We start from the raw sequence: 17,405 nt of genomic DNA on the forward strand, positions 1-17,405 counted from the left end.
AAAGGCGACCAAAGGCATCTGTTCTACGTTCTATGTTCCACGTTCTACGTTAAAACCTCGAAAATCGACCTGCCCACCCCGGCGCGAGCGCCGGTTTTCCCGCGCCGCCGCCCAAAGCAGTTAACGTAGAACCCGAGAACGTAGAACCTGGAACGTGTTTTAAAACAGCGCCGGCTGGATCAGCTCCTGCTCCAGCGGCAGCACGAGGAAGAAGGAACTCCCGTCGTCGCTCTCCACCCAGACCATGCCGCCGTGCGCCTCGACCATCCCCTTGACGATGGCGAGCCCGAGCCCGGCACCCTTGCCTTGCCGCCTGCCGCTGGAATGGTGCCTGATGTCCCCCACCTCGTAGAAGATCTCGAAGATGCCCTGCTGCTCGTGCAGCGGAATGCCGATGCCGCAGTCGCGCACCTCGACTTCGAGGTAACAGCGCTCGCCGCAGCGCTTGAGGAAATCGGGGTTGAAGCGCTGGAGGGTGTGGGAACGCTGGTGCAGGTCTTCCCGCTGGACCACCCGGCCGTTGACCACGATCTCGCCCCCCTCGGGGCTGAAGCGGATGGCGTTCAAAAGGAGCTCGTAGAAGACCCGCTCCAGGTAGCCGCAGTCCCCCTGGAAAAAGGGGAGGTGGTCCAGGTCGCGCAGCGTCACCACCTGGCCGCGCTCCTCGAACAGGGGCTGGAGCTGGTCCAGGAGGTTTTCGAGCAGCATCCTCAGGTGGATCGCGGAGGTCTCCAGCCCTTCCCGGCGCGACTCCAGCCGGATCAGCTTCAAAAGGTCGGCGACCAGCGCCTTTAGCCTCAGCCCGCCGTCGCGCACCATCTCCAGTACCCGGCAGGCGTCCTCCTGCGAACTCCACCCCTGCTGCAGCAGGTGGTCGACGCCTGAGATGATGCTGGTCAGCGGCGTGTTGAACTCGTGGGAGACCATCCCCAGGAACTGGTTCTTCATGCGGTCGAGCCGGACCTGCTCCAGGTGCGCCCGCTCCACCAGTGCAAGGTTCTGCTTCAGTTTCGACTCGGAAAGGGAGAGGTTGTGGCTGCTCTTCTCCAGGAGCCGGTGTGAGCGCAGCAGCTCCTCGCTCTTCCACGTAAGCTCGGAGAAGAGCCTCATCTGCTCGATGATGCTCCCCATCTGCTTGCCCACCGTCTCCATGAAGCGCAACTCTTCCGGGGCGTAGCTGTGGGGGGGGCGGTGGATAAGGTGTATCACCCCGACCAGGTGCTCCTGCGAACTGATCGGGATGGAGGTGAGGCTCCCCCATTCCGCGCCGGCATCGCCCAGCGGCACGATGGAGACCTCGCGGAAGCTGTCGGGGTTGTTCAGGCTTTCCTCGAGCACCTGCGCGAGGTCGGGGGAGGCGTGCATGGAGGCGCACAAGGTGGGGGAGGGGGGCTCGGAGGCGGCGAGGTGCAGGGTTCCCCCTTCGGCACGGAACAGCTCCATCAGCTCGAGCAGTGTCCCTTCCTGCACCGCCTTCAGCTCGGTCCCCACGTTCATGCTGGTCAGCATGTTGTTGAGGATGGAGAGTTCGCGGTTTCTCTGCCAGATCTCCCGCTCGGTGCGGCGCTTGTCGGTGATGTCGCGCAACAGGCAGTGCGCCACCTGCTCGTCCCCGAGGTCGATCAGCCGCGCGTTGATCTCGCCCAGGAAGCAGGAGCCGTCTTTTCGTATCAGCCGCACCTCGTCCCAGTCGGCCTCCCCCTGCCGCACCAGCTGGTACAGGAAGGTGCGGAGACGCTCGTGCTCGCAGGTGTCGAGCAGGTCGCGCACCGCCATGGTGCGAAGCTCGTCCTTGGTGAAGCCGAAAAGCGCGCGCCCCAGCCGGTTCTCCTCCTCGAGCTCGGCCGTTTCCACGTTGAAGATGAAGATGGCGTTGCCCGCCCCTTCCAAAAGGCTCTTGTAGCGCCGCGCGCTCTTGGCCGCCTCCTGCTGCATCTCTCCGATCTCGCGGCGCAGGCCGTCCACCATGGTGGCCTCACGCTGCTTGAAGAGCGCGACGAAGCACAGGAGCACAGCCGCCAGCGAGACCGAGACGCCGAAGTGCAGCAACCCGGACAGCGGCGTGTACTGCTCGATCAAAAGGAGCAGCGGTTCGCAGGCGACTATCAGTAACAGCGGCGCGAAGTGCAAGGTAGTTTCCCCTGTACCGGCATTGTTATGGCCCCGTCAGTCGGGGACCGCTGCTCCGTGGCGGATGAGGAGGTATTCGCGCAGCATGTTGAGCGCGGTGAAGCAGGTGATGGCGCGGACCCGGGTCCGGTCTCCCTGGAAGTTGCAGCGTTCGACCCGGCACGTCCCGCCGTCGGCCAGCGCGATGTACACGGTGCCGACCGGTTTGTCCTCCGTGCCGCCGTCCGGCCCGGCGATGCCGGTCACCGAGAGGGCCAGGTCGCTGCCGGCGGCCTCGCGTGCGCCTTGGGCCATGGCGCCGGCGACTTCGGCGCTGACCGCCCCGTGCCCCTCGATCAGCCCGGGCGGCACCTGCAGCATCCGGCTCTTGGCGGCGTTGCTGTAGGTCACGTTTCCTTCCAGGAAGTAGGCGGAGCTTCCGGCCACGGCGGTGATGCGCGCGGCGATCAAGCCGCCGGTGCAGGATTCGGCCAGCGCCAGGGTGAGGCCGCTCTCCCGGAACAGGCGCGCCAGCACGTCGTCCATGGTATCGGCGCCCTCGGCGAAGAGGAACCGGGCGAGCCGCTGTCTTACCTCGGCGGCCCCTTCCCGGAGCGGGGCCTCGTCCTTGGCGGCCGCCCGCAATATCACGTGGATCTCCGGGTACTTCACGCAGTAGGCGAGCTCCACGCCCCCCCCTTCCGGGATGGCGCCGTGCAGGCGCTCCGATATGGCCGCTTCCGGGATGCCGAAAACCTTCAGGGTGATCCTCCGCCACGGCGCCGGGAGCCGTTTCGCCAGCTCGGGGAGCACCGTTTCCGCCAGCATCCGCTCCATCTCGAAGGGGACGCCGGGGAGGAAGAAGAGTTCGGCGCTCCCGATGGCGACCACGAAACCGCAGGCGGTTCCGAGGGGGTTCGGGATCAGCCGGCACCCCTTAGGGACCAGCGCCTGGCGGCGGTTGGCCGGGTGCAGCGGCTTCGCGATCCTCTTTTCGAATGCGGCCAGGTGGTCCAGCGCCGTTTGCGATAGTTCCAGCTCGACTCCTGCGGCCCGCGCCGCCGCCTGCGCCGTGTAGTCGTCGGGCGTGGGGCCGAGCCCGCCGGTGACGATGACGGCATCGCTGACGAGGGCCAGGTCGCCAAGGGCCTGCACGATCGCCTCCTCGTCGTCCGGTACCGTGATGTGCCTGAAGACCCGGGCGCCGCAGTCGTAGAGCCGGTCCGCGATGTGGCTCGCGTTGGTGTCGGTCACCTCGCCGGTGAGGAGCTCGTCCCCTATGGAAAGGATGGCGATCTTCACAAAAGCCTCAGCGCCAGGTGCGTGGCGGCGCAGGCGTAGACCCCGGCGGCGATATCGTCCAGCACCACGCCGTAGCCGTTTTTCAGCGAGCGGTCGAACCAGCGCGCCGGCTGCGGCTTCAGGATATCGAAGATGCGGAACATGATGAACCCGGCGAGGATCCCCTGCCACGTCGCCGGGACCGCGGTCATGGTCACCAGGTACCCGGCGACCTCGTCGATCACGATCTTGCCCGAGTCGTGCTCCCCCCACAGCTCCTCGCCAAAGCCCGCGCACCAGCAGGCGAACAGGGTGAAGGCGGCCGTGGTGATGAGGTAGAGCCACAGCGGCATGCCCGAGAGGAGCAGGAAAAAGGGGATCGCGCCGAGCGTCCCGACGGTCCCGGAGGCGAAGGGGGAAAAGCCGGTGCCGAACCAGGTGGCGGAGATGATCACGAATGCTTTCATTTGTCGCCGCACTCCCTCTCCACGGTCCGGTACACCTCGAGAAGCGGCATTCCCTTCTGAAGGGCGATCTCCCGGCACGACTCGTATTCCGGCGTCACCCGCCCGTTACCGAGTACCTTGACCCGCACCCCGCCCAGCGACGTCGCGCGGGTTTCGCAGCTGCGGGGGAGGGTGATCCGGCTGGCCGGGTAGTAGCGCAGGCCGATGGCGCTCGACTCCGAGAGGATGATGCCGGAAAGCTTCTCCAGGTCCCCCGGTCTCGCGATCACCGTGAGCCCCGTGCCCGGGCGGTTCTTCTTCATCTGCAGCGGCGAGAAGGCGACGTCCAGCGCCCCCGCCTCCATGAGGCGCTCCATGAGGAAGCCGAAGATCTCGGCGGGCATGTCGTCGATGTGGGTCTCAAGGACCAGCACCTCCCGGGCCTCCCTGGAGCCGGCAGTTTCACCGAGCACCAGCCGGAGCAGGTTGGGGAGTTCGGGAAAATCCTTTTCACCGGCACCGTAACCGGTCCCCTCGACCGTCATGACCGGTGGCGGGCCGAAGCTGTCGGCGAGCGCCGCCACGATGGCCGCGCCGGTCGGGGTGACCCGTTCCCCGGGGCCGATGTCGGCGGTGAGCGGGATCCCCTCCATGAGCTTCGCGGTGGCGGGCGCCGGGACGGGAAGGAGGCCGTGGGCGGTCTTCACGAAGCCGTGCCCGTAGGGAAGCCCCGAGGCGCAGACCCGGTCGATCCCCAGGTAATCGAGCCCGATGGCGGTCCCGACGATGTCGACGATGGAGTCGACGGCGCCCACCTCGTGGAAGTGCACCCGCTCCAGCGGCACGCCGTGCACGCCCGCCTCGGCCTGCGCCAGCTTCAGGAAGATGCGCTGGGAGAGTTCCTTGACCCGCGGTTTGAGCTCCGATTTCCCGATCATCGCCGAGATGCCGGAGTAGTGGCGGTGCGGCTGGTCCTCTTCGGTGAGGGTGACCTTGAAGGAGGTTCCGGCGACGCCGAGGCGCTCCACCTTGCGGCTTTCCAGCGTGTAGCCGCAAAGCGGCAACGAGGAGAGTTCCCGTTGCAGCGTCTCCAGCGGGAGCCCGAGTTCGATGAGCCCTGCCACGGTCATGTCGCCCGCGATACCCGCGAAGCAGTCGAAATACAGTACCTTCATCCGTGAATCCTGTTCATGAGGCTTGCCGCGTAGGCCGCCCCGAAACCGTTGTCTATGTTCACCACCGTGACCCCGGCGGCGCATGAGTTGAGCATGCCGAGCAGGGCCGCCACGCCGCCGAAGGAGGCGCCGTAACCGACCGATGTCGGCACCGCGATCACCGGCTTGTCCACCAGGCCGCCCACGACGGAAGGGAGCGCCCCCTCCATCCCCGCCACCACGATGATCACCGAAGCCTCCGCGAGGGTGCCGCGCCGCGCCAGCAGGCGGTGCAGCCCGGCGACGCCCACGTCGTAGACCTTCTCCACCTCGTTTCCCATCATCTGCGCGGTGAGGACCGCCTCGGCCGCCACCGGGATGTCCGAGGTGCCGGCGCAGACCACCAACACCTTGCCCCGGCCCCGCAATGCGACCGGATGCTGTTCGATGGTGAGCGCGCGGGCGTCGGCGTGGTAGACGGCCTGCGGGAAGAACTCCTTGAGCTTCGCCCCCTTGGCGCCGTTCACCCGCGTTGCCAGGACGTTGCTTCCCTTTTCCAGGAGTGCGGTGATGATGGTGCGCATCTGGGCGACGCTCTTGCCCTGCCCGAAGATAACTTCAGGAAAGCCCTGGCGCAGCGTGCGGTGATGGTCCACCGTGGCGCAGCCCAGGTCCTCGAAGGGGAGGTGCTTGAGTTTCTCCAGGGCTTGGGAGACCTCGAGTGCCCCCTCGCTCACCTCCTGGAGAACCTTTTCAATTGCCTTGTTTTGCATGAATGTGAAGCTGCCTCCGGAGGTTGCAAAATGGGATTAAGGCTAACATACAAAGCGCGGATTCGCTGCTAAAAAATGTTATTTTTGGCAGGAGCGGGGAATTTTCTGAGAGATGGAAGGGCGGGTTGTGTCACTGTGCCGCAACATGCCGGAGTACAAAGGAAAAGTCTCACTGTGAAGGAGGCTCTTGAGAGGGGGTGGAAAGAGCCGGATCTCTTTTTGCCGGCAGAGGTGCCGGTACCCTTCGTTTGCTGTGCCTGCATCACCGTCCCAAGGATCGTGTTGGTCCTGGTCTGATACCCTTTGCCCGCTCCTTAAGCCGTGTCACGACATCTGAATCAAGCCGTATGATTGGATACTGAGGCAGAGGATCTGTTTGCCAGAAGAACCGGGTGAGGCCATTACGTCGCTCCCCCTTTGACGCCTCCCCTCCCTTGACGGGAGGGGGCCGGGGGGTGGGTGAAGCCGCAAGGGGAGGGGAGTAAAGGTGCACCTTTCCCGTAATTCCCGGATGAACCTTTCATTGCGAAGCCGCCATCGCTGTTGTACGTTTGGAACCTGCAGCATGAGCCAACAAAGCGGAGGTTGAAGATGGCACAGGGGGAGAAGAAGATGGTGGCGCTGGTGACGGGAGCCGCGCGCGGGATCGGCAGGGGAATCGCGCAGCGGCTACTTGCGGAAGGGTATGCCGTGGTGCTGGCCGATATCGACGGCGCAGCGGTTGCCGGGGCGGCGGCCGCACTCGGCGCACCTGATGCGGTCCTGGCGCTGGAGGCGGACGTCGCTGACGAACAGCCGGTGCAGGCGCTCGTCGCGCGGGCGCTGGAGCGCTTCGGGCGGCTGGACCTCCTGGTGAACAACGCGGCGCTGGCCCGGGCCCACGCGGCGCCGGTGCACGAGCTATCCCTCACCGAGTGGAACCGCGTCATCGGCACCAACCTGACCGGCGTCTTCCTCTGCACCAAGCACGCGGTGCCGCACCTCAAAGAGAGTCGGGGCAGCATCGTCAACATCGCCTCCACGCGCGCTCTGCAGTCGGAGCCGGATACGGAGGCCTACTCGGCGAGCAAAGGGGGCGTCGTTGCCCTCACCCACGCCCTCGCCATGAGCCTCGGGCCTGAGATCCGCGTCAACTGCGTGAGTCCCGGCTGGATTCACAACGGCGACGAGGCGGAACTGCGACCGGTGGACCATCAACAGCATCCGGCGGGGCGGGTCGGCCGCGCCGGGGACATCGCGGAGCTCGTGCTCTACCTCGCCTCGCCGCGCGCCGGTTTCATCACCGGCCAGAATTTCGTGGTCGACGGCGGCATGACCCGGAAGATGATCTACGAGGAATAGCGTCGCCCCCTATCCCCCCATCCGCACCACAGCCGTCTTCCCCCTCCCCGTCGAGGGAGGGGGGACGGTGCCGGCTTTGCGGTACCAGTGCGGCAAGGAGGGGGGCACAAGGGCAGGCGTACCGCTGAACGAAATCCAAAAGAAAACGGGACGCGGCCTCTCATCTGGCTGCGTCCCGTTTGTCGTTGTAGCGGCTATCCGCCGCTTATCCCCGTCCCGGCTCTAGCGGATCCGGTTCAACCGGTGCTGGTACAGGTAGTCCGCCCCCTGGTAGTAGGCAAGCATGTCCGCCAGCATGTTGCCGGTAACCGGCTCACCCTTGGCGTCGCCGGTCTTGCGGTCCACCTTGTACTGCGCCGCGTACTGGCGCGGGCCCAGCACCAGGAGCTCGTTCTCGGTCAGGTAGCCCAGCTTCTGGTACGTCGAGATGAAGGCGCGCGGGGGCTGCCCGGAATCCTTCAGCGCATCGCGCCCCAAAAAGTCGCTCTTGTAGCTCATGTTCATCAGGCCGAGCACGGTGGGCGCTACGTCGATCTGGCTCATCATCTTCTCCATCCGGGCCGGCTTGATGTGGGCCGGGGAGTAGACCAGCAGCGGGATTTCGTACCTCTTGATGGGGATGTCCGACTTCCCCGCGCTGCCGGCGCAGTGGTCGGCCACGATGACGAAGATGGTGTCCTTGAACCATGGTTTGCTGCTCGCCTCGGCGATGAGCCGGCCGATGGCGTAGTCGGCGTACTTGACCCCGCCGTTGCGCCCTTTCTTCGGCGGGATGTCGATCCTCCCCGAGGGATAGGTGAAGGGGCGGTGGTTGGAAGTGGTCATCACCATGGAGAAGAAGGGCTTGCCCGCCTCGTAGGACTTGGTCCCCTCCCTGATCACCTTGCGGAACAGGTCCTCGTCGCAGACCCCCCAGACGTTGGCGAAGGTGATCTCGTCCTTGGCGAAGTCGGTGCGGTCCACGATGGAATAGCCGTTCGCCGAGAAGAAGGCGTTCATGTTGTCGAAGTAGCCGTGCCCGGCGTAGATGTACTTGGACTGGTATCCCTTGGAGTTCATGATCTCGCCCCAGGAGCGGAACCCTCCGTTGTTGGGGCGTTTCACGATCGAGGTGCCGGGGAGCGGCGGGACCGAGAGGGTGAGGGCCTCAAGCCCGCGCACGGTGCGGGTGCCATTGGCGTAGAGGTTGGTGAAGAACAGCGACTGGGAGGCCAGGCGGTCCAGGTTCGGGGTCAGCCCCTTCTTGTTACCGAACACCCCCAGGTACTCGGCGGAAAGACTTTCCTCGATCACCACCACGACGTTCAGGCGCTTCTCCGCCCCTTCGCCGTGAATGGCGCGGGTGAAGCGCTCGGACTTGGGATCGACGAAGCTGTTGTTCCTCTCCGCGACCAGGGTCCTAAGCCGCGCGTTCACCTGGTTTTGCGGCAGGGTGCGGTAGAACCTGGTGAAGGGGAGTTCGTTGTTTATGAAGGCGGCGAACAGGTTGTAGACCCCGTTGCCGGCGATCTCGTTGGCGTAGTTGTTCTTCGATATGGCGGACTGGGAGATGTTGACCGCGCCGTAGGAGAGGACGACGGGAAGCAGCAGCAGCGCGCCGGTGCGGTGGTAGGCGCCGTTGAAGGTGAGTTCGGCACCGCGCGCGAGCGGCTTTCTCAAAATCCAGGAGATCGCGGCTGCGACTGCGCCGATGCCGGAGAAGATCGCCGTCAGCGGGTACGACTCGCGGATATTGCCGACCACCTCCTGGGTGTAGACCAGGTAATCGATGGCGATGAAGTTGAAGCGGGTGCCGAACTCGTCGAAGAAGATGAACTCGGCGCAGACGTCGAAGATGAGCACACCCAGCAACAGGGCGAAGAGAACGCGCACCACCCACAGGTGCCAGCGGTGCGTGGCCACCCGACGCGGGACCAGGATCAGGTAGAGCGCCAGCGGCACGATGGCATAGGCGAGCGTGGCGAGGTCGAAGTAAAAACCGGTCGCCGCGGCCTTCAGAATCAGCGAGAGCTTGAGTCCGGCCCCTTTGGGAGTCATGGCCATCAGCATGACGCGGGTGGCGGTGGAAACGGCGAGGAAGATACAGGAGACGAAGGCGACGAGCCCCAGTCGGCGTTGCGGCATAGGTAAACCTCTTAATGTTCTGATGGTAAAACGCTGTCCATGGTACTGCAACTGTCCTTGCTGTTGGATTGCAGGAAGATGACATTTCTGTCATCTCTCGACGCGAAGATCCCCTCGGTCCCCTTTCGCAAGGTGCTCTCCCCCTCCCCTGGCGGGAGGGGGACGGGGGGGTGAAGCCGCAAGCAATGGGAACAGTGGAAGCAGTGGCTACTTCCCCCACCCCCTAACCCTCTCCCGCAAGGGGAGGGGGGACCAATGGCATGTCGCCGGAATTCTGAAGCCCCCCCGCAAGGGTACGGGGCCATCGGGAAAACATTCGATGAGCATATGCATGTCCCTTGCCCGGACACACCCCACCCCTTGGCGCGGTTCGCGGCAGGCCCGCGTCCGGCTAGGGGGCGTCCAGCACCGCGCGCACTTTCGCTGCCAAATCGTTCATGGTGAAAGGCTTGGAGATGAAGTTCACACCCTGGTCCAGCACGCCGTGGTGAGCGATCACGTTGGCCGTGTAACCCGACATGTAGAGGCACTTCACCCGGGGGCAGAAGGGGAGCAACCTGCGCACGAGGTCCCTCCCGTTCATCTCCGGCATCACCACGTCGGTCACCACAAGGTCGATCCGGTCCCGATACTGGCGTGCCGCTTCCAGCGCCTCGCCCGGCGTGGATGCCGGCAGCACCTGGTAACCCTGCAACGTCAGGAGCGACATGGCGACGTTCAGGATGCTCGGCTCGTCCTCGACCAGGAGGATGGTCTCGCTCCCGCCGGAGGCCGGGGCGGCCGCGGCCTCCGCGCTCGGCCCGGCCGCTGTCTCCGTGTCGCGCGGCAGGTAGATCCTGAAGGTGGTCCCTTCGCCCGGTTCGCTGTAGGTGTTGATGAAGCCGTTGTTTTGTTTGACGATGCCGTACACCGTGGCGAGCCCGAGCCCCGTGCCCCGTCCCACCTCCTTGGTGGAGAAGAACGGCTCGAAGATCTGGGCCATGGTCTCCTTGTCCATGCCGCAGCCGTTGTCGCTCACCGCGAGGAGAACGTACTCGCCGGGGACGAAGTCGGGTTGCGCGTTGCAGTACCTGGCGTCAAACGCGATGTTGCACGTCTCGATGGTGATCTTGCCGACGTCGGCGATGGCGTCGCGGGCGTTGACGCAGAGGTTGGCCAGGATCTGGTCCAGCTGGGAGGGATCCATGCGCACCTTCCAGAGCTCCTGTCCCGGGCTCCAGGCGAGGTCGATATCCTCCCCCACCAGGCGCTTCAGCATCTTCAGCATCTCTTCCACGCAGGCGTTGAGGTTCAGAACCCTCGGGGAGATGGTCTGCTTCCTGGCGAAGCCGAGGAGCTGGCTGGTAAGGGCAGCCGACTTTTCCGCCGCCTGCCGGATACCCTCCAGCCGCACCAGCGCCGGGTGTCCCGGCCCCAGCTCTTGCATCCCCAGCTGGGCCAGCCCGAGGATCACGGTCAGCAGGTTGTTGAAGTCGTGCGCGACTCCACCCGCGAGCCTTCCAACGGACTCCATCCTCTGGGCCTGCTGCAGCTGGTTCTCCAGCCGCTGCCTTTCAGCCTCTCCCTTTTTCAGCTCGGTCAGATCCGAGATGAGGACGTAGAAGCCGCGGGGGGAGCCGTTTACCATGTCGGGTATGTAGTGGGCCCAGACGTGGGCGACCTCGCCGTCCTTCTTTACGAGCGTCCTCTGGAAATGCTGCGGCTCTCCGGCCAGGGCCCCCAGGACATACGGTTCGTTTTGGGCGAACAGTTCCTCCCCAAGCAGTTCGCGCATCCCCGATCCGATGATCTCCTCTGAGCTCTTGTCGAACCACTCACGGTAGGTCCTGTTGGCGAAGCCGCAGGTGAGGTCGCTGTGCCAGTAGGCGACCAGCCCGGGGAGTTGGTCGGTCAGAAGGCGCAGAAAACGCTCGTTGGCGCTCAGCGCGTTCTGGAACATGATCCGCTCGGTGATGTCCTCGCTGAAGATGACGATCCCCCCCACTGCGCCGGCGGCGTCGTACCAGGGACGGATCTCCCACCTGACGTACTGATGCGACCCGTCGGCGCGCACGAACAGGTCCGCCTCTTCCCGTAGCGTCTCGCCTGCCAGGCCGCGGCGGTGGAACTCCTTCCAGCGCTCCGGGACCTCGGGGAAGACCTCGTAGTGCGACAGCCCCACGAGGTCGCGCTCGCCGAGTCCGTACATGGCGAGCCAGCGGCGGCTCACCTGGAGATAGCGCATGTCCCGGTCGAACATCGCGAGCGAGGCGGGCGCCGACTCGAAGAAAAGGCGCAGGTGGGCGTTTTTCTGCTCCAGGCCGGCCAGGTTCTCCAGGCGCTTGGCGTCCATCGCGGCGAGTTGATCCAGCAGGCGGGTGATCAGGAAGTAAAGGAGGGTGGCCGTGCAGATGATGAAAACGAAGCCTTTGCCCACGGCGATCCGCAACAGGGTCGCCTTGTCGTCGACGAGCCAGTCGATGATGCTGTCCGAGCCGTAGATCCAGGCCAGCCCGAACAGGGCGTAGATGGCGACGATGCGGACCGCCTGGCTCTTCAACGGGGGCGCGCCGGGAGAGGAGTCTCCGGACCGGATGGGGCGCGGGGTCTTCATCTCATTTCTGGACAACGGACACTCCTGTCTCCCCGCGGGGGGGTGCCGGGAAACGCAGCGTCACCACGGTCCCCTCGCCGGGGCGGCTGACCACCGAGGCGCTGCCGCCGTGCAGGTTCATGATGGAACGCACGATGGCCAGCCCGAGGCCGCTCCCCTGGTTGTAGATCTGCCGCGCCTGCGGAGAGCGGTAGAACCGGTCAAAGACGCGCGGCACCTCGGCGGGGTCCATCCCCATGCCGCTGTCCTCGACCGATAAATCCAGGCCGCCGTCCACGGTCTGCAGCAGCTTCACCCTGATCTGCCCGAACTGCGACCCGTAGTGAAGCGCGTTGGAGATCAGGTTGCCGACCGCGCGCTGGAACAGGTTGGGATCGACGCTCACCTCGCCGTCCCCCTCGATCACGATGGCCGTGTGCTGTTCGTCGGCCAGGTTGCCGTAGTACTCGGCCAGGCGCTCCACCTCGAGCCGCGCGTCGATGAGCACCGGCTGGTGGGCCCGGTCCGGCCGCGCCAGGAACAGGATGTCACCGACCATGCGGGAGAGCCGCTCGTACTCCTCTATGGCCGATTCGATGATGCGGCGGTACTCGTCCTCCGAGCGTGCCCGGGAGAGCGCCACTTCCGCCTCGCCGCGCAGGTTGTTGATCGGGGTGCGCAGTTCGTGGGCGAGATTCGCGGAGAATTCGGAGAGGCGCGCGAACGATTCCTCCAGCCTCCCCAGCATGGCGTCCAGGGCCACGGTGAGCTGGTCCAGCTCGCGAGGCCAGTTCGCGGTCCGGATGCGCTGGTGCAGGTCGGCCTCGGTGATCCGGGCCACCTTCTGCGCCATCTCCTGCAGCGGGCGCAGCCCCCTGCGCGTTATGGTCACCCCCAGAAGCGCCGCGACAAACAGGCCGGCCACGACGGAAACCCCGGTGCGGACCAGGTACTTGGACATCAGCGCGTCCTCGTCCGTGACGTCCAGGGCCACCTGGATCAGGCGATAGTGCGGATCATCTCCGCGAGCGGCCCACCCGGCATTCAGCAGGTACCGTTTCCGGTCCGGGGCCCGGTACTTCCGGCCGCGCCCGATCTTCTCCGCGCTGGTGACGGCCGGGGGGAACAGTTCCACCGCCAGTCCCGCCATCTCCGGGGACTGCATCAGTGTGCGCCCCTCGGCGTCCTGAACGCGCACCAGGTGGCGCTTGGGCTGCCCCGGCCTGTTCACCGGGATCTGGTCCCTCAGGGCGTCGGGGTGGCGGGCGACGATCGCTCGCAGTGTCACGATCCGCTCCACCAGGAAATCGTTGTCTTCATAGTCCAGGTCCTTGGAAAGGGCCTTGAACTGGAACCAGTTGGTGCAAAGGAGGATCAGGAGGGTGGCGATGAGGTAGAAGCCGAGCAGGCGCGCCGTGATGGAGGTGGAACGCGGGGCGTCAGGCCGCCTCGTCGATGACATAGCCGACCCCCCTGATGGTGTGGATGAGTTTCAGGGGGAAGGGGTCGTCCACCTTCTTTCTCAGCCTTCTGATCGCGACGTCCACCACGTTGGTGTCGCTGTCGAAGTTGATGCCCCAGACCTGCTCCGAGATGGTGGTGCGGGAGAGGACTTCCCCGGGGCGCCTGAGCATGAGCGCCAGGAGCTGGAACTCCTTCACGGTGAGGTCGAGGGTCTGGCCGCCGCGTCTCGCCTTGTGCCGGACCAGGTCCAGCTCCAGGTCGGCCATCTTCAATAGCTCCGCCTGCTGCAGCGGGTGCCGGCGCAGGATGATCCTGATCCGGGCCAGAAGCTCCGAGAAGGCGTACGGCTTGACCAGGTAGTCGTCCGCCCCCAGTTCCAGCCCGTGCACCCGGTCGTGCACCGCGTCACGTGCGGAAAGGAAGATCACCGGGACCTCCTTTCCGGCCTCCCGAAGCTCCTGGATGACCGCCCACCCTCCCTTTACCGGGAGCATCACGTCGAGGATGATCAGGTCGTACTGCTCGGTCATCGCCAGGTGCAGGCCGTCCTCGCCGTCGTTGGCGATATCGACGCTGAAGCCGTTTTCGGTGAGTCCCTTCTTCAGGTAGTTGGCGGCTTTTTGCTCGTCTTCGATGATCAGGATGCGCATCCTACTCCCATATTCCTCATGAGTTACGCGGTCGAGTATATATCATCGGTCGTACAAGTGCGACAGCTTAATAAAAAGCGCCCTTCGCGCCCGGGTGGTGTCCGGGTCGGGTTGGAAAATTATCACGAATACGGGCTCAGGTCACCAATTTTATGGGAGGCGCCGCGCGTGCCGGGGAAAGAGAAGAGGCCCGCGCCTGCGCGTGGGCCTAAACCTCCTAAACCCGGAACCATCCCACCATGCCGTTTAGTTCCGTGGCAAGCTGCGACAGCCCCCCTGAGGAGTGCCTGATGTCGGTGAACGAGCTTCTGAGCTCCCGGGCGATGTGGTGCACCCCCTCCATGTTCTGTGAAACCTCCGCGCTGGTGGAGGATTGCTCCTCCGCGGCGACGGCGATCCGCTGCACCATGTCCGCCACCTGCTCCACGTAGTTCACGATCTCGCCGATGGCGACCAGGGTCTGCTGCACCTGCCCCTGGACCTTCTCCACCGACTCCCTTTCCTCGTGCATGAAGTCGACCGACGACTTGACGCTGTTCTGCATGGTCTTGACGGTTTGTGAGATCTCCTGGGTGGCGGTGCTGGTGCGCTCGGCCAGTTCACGCACGTTGTCGGCGACCACGGCGAAGCCGCGCCCCTGCTCGCCGGCGCGCGCCGCCTCGATGGCCGCGTTCAGCGCCAGCAGGTTGGTCTGGTTGGCGATGTCGTTGATGAGGGTGACGACGTCGCTGATCTCCTCCGATTGTTTCCCCAGCGACTCCACCTTCTGCGCCGCCTGCTTCACCGACTCCGCGAAACGGTCCAGCTCCTGCGCCGTTTCCTGCATCGCCTGCTTGCCCCGCTCCGCGATCCCCTTCATGTGGGTCGCGGCGTCCGAGGTGTCGCTGGAGTTCTTCGCCACCTCGATGGTGGTCTGGGTCATCTCGGTCATCGCCGTCGCCGACTGGTCGATGCGCGCCGTCTGCTCCTCGGCCCCCTGCTCCAGGGCCACCGCGGTGGCGGAAAGCTCCTCGGAGCTGCTGGCGAGGCTCTGGGTGGCGTCCTTGATCTTGCCCACCATCCCCCTCAGGTTGTCCACCATCTCCGCCATGGCCACCTGCACCTTCCCCACCTCGTCGGAGCTGTTGCTGTCGATGTGAACGCCCAGGTCTCCCTTGGCCACCGCCTGCGATACACCGAGCAGCTGGGACAGCGGCCGCGAGATGGAGCGGTACACCCAGATGCCGAATATGATGCCGAAGAGGATCGCCCCCAGGCTGATGCCCCCGATCAGCATGGTGGAGAAACGGACCATCCGGTTCACCGTCTTGATGGCGTTCTCCTGGTCCACCTGGGCGACGCTCACCGTTTTCTCCCCGCTCTCCGCCTGCTGCTTGACGATTTCGCGCAGCTTGCCCATGGCGGTGGCGGCCTTCGCCTCCATGTCCAGCCGGTTGCGGATCTTGAAGAGCACCCCCTCCTTCACGAAGAGCAGCCCCCTGATGGCGGAGAGCGCCCCCTCAGCCTGGCGCAGAAGCGCCGTCTCTCCCCGGGCGTTCAGCGTGGAGAGCGCCTTTCCCAGCTGGGAATCCACCTGCGCTATGCGTCCGAAGATGCCGTTCAGCTCGGCCTCGATGGCGTCCACGTCCTTGCCGCTCCCGGCGGTGAACAGGCGCGAGGCGAGCCCGTCCACCTTGAGCCCCAGGGAGAGGAGTTCGGAGTTGCTGGCCATGACCCCGGTGGCGACGGTCGAGTTGCCGAAGTAGGAGGATTGCTTGCGGCTTTCCGAGGAGAGGGTGTCCGCCGCCATCGCCGCCTCCTGTTCCAGGACCAGGTTCACCGCGTTCATCTTCTGGGTTATCTCGGAGAAGAGCTGGTCGCGTGCCGAGGTGTCGGTAACGCCTGGCTCCACCGCCGCCCCCTGTGCCTTGACGAAGGGGGCGATCCTGCCGTTCAGGTACTTGAGATCACCGGAGATGCCGCTCGAGCTTTTGGCCACCTCGTTTTGCAGCGCCTTGTTCATGGCGGAGTTGCACTTGGCCTGCGAGATGAGGACCGCCTTCTTGCTCTGCGCCTTGCTCACCTCCATGAGCCCCAGGTGGAAGTCCTTCAAGGTCAGCTTGAGCGCCTCCACGTTGCGCACCCGGTCCGAGACCCCCTTGGTCTCGGTAACGGACCTGCTGTAGGAGCTGGAGCTCGCCGACTGCAGCCCCTTGATCTTGCTGTCCAGTTCCTTGAGGCGCGCCGTGGCTTCATGGATGCGTTCGGTTATGGTCCTGTTGGCCGCCGCCGCGTCCTCCTCGGCCTGGAGCTTCCCCCTGGTGACCGAGAAGATCTCGCCGGCTATGCCGGTCAGCGCCTGGTGCGCTTCGAGCTTCACGTCTCCGGATAACGCCTGCAGCGCTCCCTGCCCCTTCTCCACCAGCGCGAGCGACTTGTCCGCCTCGGCCCTGGCCGCCTCAAACTCGTTGCGGTTTCTGGATACGCTCGCCTTGATCAGGTCGCCGGTCGCCTCCTGGATCTGGCGCTGGAACTCCACCGTCCTCATCTGGAAGGGGGTACTGCGCTGGGTGAGATCCTGGAGCTTGCTGTCGACAAAGCGCATGCCGACGATGCTGGCGATGGAGACTCCGGCGACGATCAGGATGACGGTGATTACGTTCAGGGTCAGCTTGGTCTTGATAGTCATGCATATGCTCCGGTCTGAAGGCGCTGGAAAAACGGGAACGCTACTGCTTGATGAACTTCTGGCCTTCCCCCTTGATGAAGGAGATCAGCTTCTGCACCTTCGGCGAGGGTGCCCCCTTGGTGATCACGATGACCGGGCGCGCCACGTCCGGGGTCTTCACGGTCTTGATGGTGGCGTCCAGCATGGTGACCGGGCCGAATGCGATCGCCTCCGGGTTGGCGGCCACCTTCTCGCGCACGTCCTCGAACCGTCCCGCGTCGACCACATCGGTGGCGAAGGGGGCGTCCGCCAGCGCGAGTTTCTTGAAAGCGGCGTTGGTCGCGGGATTGATCGAAGAGAGGACGATGAGGATGGGGGCATCGTTGCCGCCCACGTCCTTCCAGTTGGTGATCTTGCCGGTGAAGATCCCCTTCAGCTGATCCAGGGTGAGGGCGGCGACCGGGTTGTCCTTGTGGGCAACCGTGTAGATCTTGCTGGCGCCGATCTCGGTGGCGACGTAGGCGGACGGGTCGGCGACCTCGATGTTCTCCTTCTTCGCGGTCTTCAAGAGGTCCGCGTAGGCGAGGCCGGCTGTGGAGAGGTCGAGTTCGCCCGCAACGAGTTGCTTGAAGGCGATGGTGGCGCTGCTGAAGTTGAGGTTTAACGTGATGCCGGTGCTCTTTTCGAACGCTTCCTGCACCGGTTTCAGATAGCCGTCGATGGGAGCGCCGCCCCCTCCCGCCTTGATCTCTTCTCCCATGGCGGTGCCGCCGAAGACCATCGATGCAACAAGCGCCAGACAAATCATCCCTCTTTTCATGGGTACGTACCCTCCTGGTTTGGT

12 protein-coding genes are annotated in these 17,405 nt (G+C 64.9%); 1 reads left to right on the top strand and 11 read right to left on the bottom strand.

From position 1 onward, the window contains the following. Window positions 1-159 precede the first annotated feature (159 nt). The 5 genes from KP001_RS18895 to larB are packed head-to-tail and all read right to left on the bottom strand — an operon-like array spanning window position 160 to window position 5,763. Window positions 160-2,130 (bottom strand): sensor histidine kinase, encoded by a 1,971-nt coding sequence (locus tag KP001_RS18895; protein ID WP_217287082.1) that lies wholly within the window; start codon window positions 2,128-2,130, stop codon window positions 160-162. 36 nt (window positions 2,131-2,166) lie between these two features. Continuing rightward, window positions 2,167-3,411, bottom strand: a complete 1,245-nt coding sequence (locus KP001_RS18900; RefSeq protein ID WP_217287083.1) for a competence/damage-inducible protein A — start codon at window positions 3,409-3,411, stop codon at window positions 2,167-2,169. Beyond that, window positions 3,408-3,857 carry a phosphatidylglycerophosphatase A family protein gene (locus KP001_RS18905; protein WP_217287084.1) on the bottom strand — a complete coding sequence of 150 codons (450 nt, stop codon included), beginning with the start codon at window positions 3,855-3,857 and terminating at the stop codon, window positions 3,408-3,410. The genes KP001_RS18900 and KP001_RS18905 overlap by 4 nt, the downstream gene beginning before the upstream one ends. After that, window positions 3,854-5,011 carry a nickel pincer cofactor biosynthesis protein LarC gene (larC, locus tag KP001_RS18910; protein ID WP_217287085.1) on the bottom strand — a complete coding sequence of 386 codons (1,158 nt, stop codon included), beginning with the start codon at window positions 5,009-5,011 and terminating at the stop codon, window positions 3,854-3,856. Before larC ends, KP001_RS18905 begins: the two co-directional genes overlap by 4 nt. Continuing rightward, window positions 5,008-5,763, bottom strand: a complete 756-nt coding sequence (larB, locus tag KP001_RS18915) for a nickel pincer cofactor biosynthesis protein LarB (protein WP_217287086.1) — start codon at window positions 5,761-5,763, stop codon at window positions 5,008-5,010. The genes larC and larB overlap by 4 nt, the downstream gene beginning before the upstream one ends. Window positions 5,764-6,354: 591 nt before the next feature. Here larB and KP001_RS18920 point away from each other — a divergent pair. Then, window positions 6,355-7,104: an SDR family oxidoreductase gene (locus tag KP001_RS18920; RefSeq protein ID WP_217287087.1), complete on the top strand. Its 750-nt coding sequence runs from the start codon at window positions 6,355-6,357 to the stop codon at window positions 7,102-7,104. A gap of 222 nt (window positions 7,105-7,326) precedes the next feature. Here the strand turns inward: KP001_RS18920 and KP001_RS18925 are convergent, their stop codons facing one another. From KP001_RS18925 to KP001_RS18950, 6 genes are all read right to left on the bottom strand, one after another. Beyond that, the gene (locus KP001_RS18925; RefSeq protein WP_217287088.1) at window positions 7,327-9,228 is read right to left on the bottom strand and encodes an LTA synthase family protein; all 1,902 of its coding nucleotides are present in this window, start codon (window positions 9,226-9,228) and stop codon (window positions 7,327-7,329) included. 391 nt (window positions 9,229-9,619) lie between these two features. After that, on the bottom strand, window positions 9,620-11,836 hold the full coding sequence (locus KP001_RS18930; RefSeq protein ID WP_239027827.1) for a hybrid sensor histidine kinase/response regulator: 2,217 nt from the start codon (window positions 11,834-11,836) through the stop codon (window positions 9,620-9,622). Further along, on the bottom strand, window positions 11,823-13,262 hold the full coding sequence (locus KP001_RS18935) for a heavy metal sensor histidine kinase (RefSeq protein WP_217287089.1): 1,440 nt from the start codon (window positions 13,260-13,262) through the stop codon (window positions 11,823-11,825). Before KP001_RS18935 ends, KP001_RS18930 begins: the two co-directional genes overlap by 14 nt. Next, on the bottom strand, window positions 13,240-13,914 hold the full coding sequence (locus KP001_RS18940; protein WP_217287090.1) for a heavy metal response regulator transcription factor: 675 nt from the start codon (window positions 13,912-13,914) through the stop codon (window positions 13,240-13,242). Before KP001_RS18940 ends, KP001_RS18935 begins: the two co-directional genes overlap by 23 nt. A 217-nt stretch (window positions 13,915-14,131) precedes the next feature. Next, on the bottom strand, window positions 14,132-16,582 hold the full coding sequence (locus tag KP001_RS22260; protein WP_217287091.1) for a methyl-accepting chemotaxis protein: 2,451 nt from the start codon (window positions 16,580-16,582) through the stop codon (window positions 14,132-14,134). Between the two features lie 40 nt (window positions 16,583-16,622). Then, window positions 16,623-17,381, bottom strand: coding sequence for a substrate-binding domain-containing protein (locus tag KP001_RS18950; RefSeq protein ID WP_217287092.1), 759 nt, complete (start codon window positions 17,379-17,381; stop codon window positions 16,623-16,625). Window positions 17,382-17,405 lie beyond the last annotated feature (24 nt).

Origin of the sequence: Geomonas subterranea (assembly GCF_019063845.1) — a bacterium.
Lineage (GTDB): Bacteria > Desulfobacterota > Desulfuromonadia > Geobacterales > Geobacteraceae > Geomonas > Geomonas subterranea.

Excerpts from the sequence above, each read along its gene's own strand:
- KP001_RS18905 (WP_217287084.1), bottom strand. The coding sequence starts at position 3,857 with ATGAAAGCATTCGTGATCATCTCCGCCACCTGGTTCGGCACCGGCTTT.
- larC (WP_217287085.1), bottom strand. The coding sequence starts at position 5,011 with ATGAAGGTACTGTATTTCGACTGCTTCGCGGGTATCGCGGGCGACATG.
- larB (WP_217287086.1), bottom strand. The coding sequence starts at position 5,763 with ATGCAAAACAAGGCAATTGAAAAGGTTCTCCAGGAGGTGAGCGAGGGG.
- KP001_RS18920 (WP_217287087.1), top strand. The coding sequence starts at position 6,355 with ATGGCACAGGGGGAGAAGAAGATGGTGGCGCTGGTGACGGGAGCCGCG.
- KP001_RS18925 (WP_217287088.1), bottom strand. The coding sequence starts at position 9,228 with ATGCCGCAACGCCGACTGGGGCTCGTCGCCTTCGTCTCCTGTATCTTC.
- KP001_RS18935 (WP_217287089.1), bottom strand. The coding sequence starts at position 13,262 with ATGTCATCGACGAGGCGGCCTGACGCCCCGCGTTCCACCTCCATCACG.
- KP001_RS18940 (WP_217287090.1), bottom strand. The coding sequence starts at position 13,914 with ATGCGCATCCTGATCATCGAAGACGAGCAAAAAGCCGCCAACTACCTG.
- KP001_RS22260 (WP_217287091.1), bottom strand. The coding sequence starts at position 16,582 with ATGACTATCAAGACCAAGCTGACCCTGAACGTAATCACCGTCATCCTG.
- KP001_RS18950 (WP_217287092.1), bottom strand. The coding sequence starts at position 17,381 with ATGAAAAGAGGGATGATTTGTCTGGCGCTTGTTGCATCGATGGTCTTC.